Origin of the sequence: Borreliella yangtzensis, assembly GCF_014201775.1 — a bacterium.
Lineage (GTDB): Bacteria > Spirochaetota > Spirochaetia > Borreliales > Borreliaceae > Borreliella > Borreliella yangtzensis.
Genome location: NZ_JACHFG010000061.1, coordinates 1 through 1668 on the forward strand (window position 1 = coordinate 1; position 1668 = coordinate 1668).

A 1668-nucleotide genomic window follows, 5' to 3' on the forward strand; every position below is an offset into this window, starting at 1 on the left:
TGAAATAAAAACTAAGGCAGGAACTGCCTGAAGTAAAGCTTGTGGACCATGCTCTAGTGGATGACCGTTCTTTAGAACCTAAAAAGCTATCATGGGATGAAACAAGAAGCTATTTCTATAATCTTTGATTTAGAAATAGCAGTTCACGCAACAAAAAAACAAAAATTAACACTGAAACAAAAAATTTGCATAACCTAAAATCATACATCAATGTCAAACTAAGAAGTTTAGGGGTCAAAGAATTCGACACAAGTAAATTGCAAAAGCAAATTTTTTCTAAAATATTTCTTGATTGAGTAAAAATATTTAGCGTAAAGGTAACGCTTAGCGTTACCTAGCCGTAATGTTCCTTGATTTTGTCGTAACATGTTTGTATAGGGTAATTTAGTTTGTAGTATATTAGAACATTGTTGTCTATATCTTTAGTGTAAAATCTAGCTATGACTTTAATTTTTTCTAGTTTGTTGAGGTGAGTTTCTAATGATTTTGCTGTATCTTGAGCTATACCAAAATTTTGAATTAGTTCGTTATAGTCTTTTAGCATTGTTTCTTTAGTATATTGACTAAATTGTTTTTCAATTTTTCCTATTGTGAACATAAGTGTTTCTAATTTGACTAGTAGCTTGGGTAGTTGACTTAGTTGATTTTTCATGGTTGCGCCCAATATTTTTACTCAATCAAAAATATTTTAGAAAAAATTTGCTTTTGTAATTCACTAGTGTTTTTGTTAATCCCCAGTTTTTTTAGGTTAGCGTTAATGTACAGTTTTAGATTGTACAAATTTTTGCAAGGTTCATTCCCATTAAAAAACATGTAAATCAAATTTGCAATAGCGTATGTATTTTTGTGTTTACTTTTTCTGAATATACTTAGATTTTCTACATCAGGTCGTATAAGCTTAAACGAGTTGATGTATCTGATTTTTTCGCCTAGGTTTTGAATACACGGCTTCTTAGATATTCGTATATTTCCTGGGTTTTTGGTATATTTGTTGTCCTCGGTCGTTTCTTTGGCCTTTACAATCAAATAATAGGCAATTTTCAGTTGTGTAGTAGTCATATTAGCGCCAAATATATTTTTTGCCACATAATTAATTTTGTCTGTGCTAATAGCTAGCAGTTCGCTTTTGTTTAGATTTTCAATGCATTTAGAAATTTCACTAGAGCAGACTAAAGAATATGTTTTCAATTTTAAGCCGCTCGCTTTCATTACATATGAAAGTATATTGGATTTTGGATTATGATGGGTTTTGATATTCTGATTTTTCAAATCAGATAATGGAATTCCAGAAGCCATAATAATTCCAAGTAATTTGTGAGTTGTGCTAGAAGTCTCCATAAGATTTTTACTAATTAGAGTAAATTCCTTAGGATTTATTTCATAAAGTGGTTTTTCTTCACTCTTAGAATGAACTTTAAATTTTAGAAAAAATTTGGGAAGTTTCATATTCATATATTATACTACATTTTTCAAAACTTACAAAACTTAAAGTTTCCGATTTTTACATTAAAGTTAGTAGTAAAAGGTGTTAATGTGTGGACTTTTGAAAAAAGCATGTATTAAATATTCAGATAATGGGATTAAATATTAAGATAGTAGGTTTAAATATTAAGATAGCAGGCTTAAACTATAAGTATCCAGGTATTTATACTAAACAATAATTATATA

At 28.9% G+C, this 1668-nt stretch carries 2 protein-coding genes; both read right to left on the bottom strand.

The window, feature by feature from the left end; translation table 11 throughout:
- Window positions 1-334 precede the first annotated feature (334 nt).
- Entirely contained in the window at window positions 335-652 is a 318-nt protein-coding gene (locus HNP68_RS06740) for a plasmid maintenance protein (RefSeq protein ID WP_183221691.1), read from the bottom strand.
- A gap of 17 nt (window positions 653-669) precedes the next feature.
- A complete protein-coding gene (locus HNP68_RS06745; protein ID WP_183221693.1) occupies window positions 670-1446 on the bottom strand; it encodes a hypothetical protein in 777 nt (258 codons plus the stop codon).
- Window positions 1447-1668: the final 222 nt, after the last annotated feature.

Bases quoted from the DNA above. Each gene is read 5' to 3' on its own strand.
- HNP68_RS06740 (WP_183221691.1), bottom strand. From the start codon at position 652: ATGAAAAATCAACTAAGTCAACTACCCAAGCTACTAGTCAAATTAGAA.
- HNP68_RS06745 (WP_183221693.1), bottom strand. From the start codon at position 1,446: ATGAAACTTCCCAAATTTTTTCTAAAATTTAAAGTTCATTCTAAGAGT.